The organism is Ectothiorhodospira magna (assembly GCF_900110965.1).
GTDB classification, from domain to species: domain Bacteria; phylum Pseudomonadota; class Gammaproteobacteria; order Ectothiorhodospirales; family Ectothiorhodospiraceae; genus Ectothiorhodospira; species Ectothiorhodospira magna.
The window spans coordinates 1-1,302 of the sequence record NZ_FOFO01000055.1; the positions used below are offsets into that span (position 1 = coordinate 1).

1 protein-coding gene is annotated in these 1,302 nt (G+C 60.1%); it reads left to right on the plus strand.

The features are described from left to right. Positions 1-86 precede the first annotated feature (86 nt). On the plus strand, positions 87-1,283 hold the full coding sequence (locus tag BMX62_RS12490) for an IS4 family transposase (RefSeq protein WP_090209629.1): 1,197 nt from the start codon (positions 87-89) through the stop codon (positions 1,281-1,283). The last annotated feature ends 19 nt before the right edge of the window (positions 1,284-1,302 follow it).

The window sequence follows — 1,302 nt, forward strand, 5'->3', positions numbered from 1 at the left end:
GGGATAATGGAAGGTGGGGTGGACATGCACCGGCAAGATCGTGATTCTTAAGGTGACTAAGCCGAAAAAGAGCCACGAAAAAACCGATGCACGCCACGGACCTGATTCACGCAAACTTGGGGGTTGCTTGTCAATCCATTCACCGCACCCGCTTCAACGCGCTGCTGGTCGCAATGACGGCGGCCTTGGAGGGGCAGACCACCTCGGTCACCGGTCTTGGCCGGGCATCGCGGCGGCAGATCACCGAAAAGGCGAGCATCAAGCAGATGGATCGGCTCGTCGGTAACCCCAGGATGCATCGAGAGGCGGCGACGGTTTATCAGGCCATGGCTCACTGGCTGGTGGGGCAGGAAGAGCGCCCAGTGATCTTGGTGGACTGGTCGCCGGTGGCGGTGGATGAGAGCATTCACGTGTTGCGCGCCTCGGTGCCCGTGGGCGGCCAGGGAAGAACCCTGTACCAGGAGTGCCACCCTCAGTCCAAGTACGCTAACCGAGAGATCCAGGAGGACTTTTTGAAGCGCCTCTCGGAGGTCTTGCCCGCCGGAGTCCGCCCGGTGATCGTCACGGACGCCGGTTTCAAGAAACCCTGGTTCCGCGCCGTGGAAGCTTTGGGCTGGGACTGGGTGGGCCGAGCGCGAGGCTTGGTCCAGATGACGCGACCGGGCGAGGATACTTGGCTCAATACCCGCCAGCTGGGGTGCTTGCTGGATGAGAATCAGCCGACCTTCATGGGTGCCTTTGCCATGACCCGCAACGATTCGCTGGTGTGCCAGGTGTATGGCCTGCGCAAGACTCTCCAGGGGCGTATTCATGCGACCCGGTCTGGCCAGCGGTCCCAGAGCAGTAAAAGTCGTGCGCATGCCGCTGGCAAACGGGAACCCTGGGTGATTGCCACCTCCCTGCCTGGAGGGTCGAAGATCACCGAACGGGTGACAGAGCTCTATTCGTTGAGGATGCAGATTGAGGAGGATTTCAGATCCAGCAAGAACGAGCATTATGGACTTGGCGTGAATCGTTCCCGTTCCCGCTCTGCGCAACGATTTGACGTGCTGCTGCTGATTGCTGCCCTGGCCAGCTTCGCGGCCTGGTTGGTGGGTCTGGCAGCAGAGCATGAGGGGCGCCATCGACATTACCAACCGAACACTGCCAAGCGACGGGTGCTATCCCATTTTTTCCTGGGCTTGAGGGTATTGCGGCGAGAATCAGCCGACATCCGCGACGACACCCTAAACAGCATCAGATCAGCAATACGAACCGTGTTTGCCACCAGGCTCCCTGCATGATTTCGTGGGGATACTTCAG

Excerpts from the sequence above, each read along its gene's own strand:
- BMX62_RS12490 (WP_090209629.1), top strand. The coding sequence starts at position 87 with ATGCACGCCACGGACCTGATTCACGCAAACTTGGGGGTTGCTTGTCAA.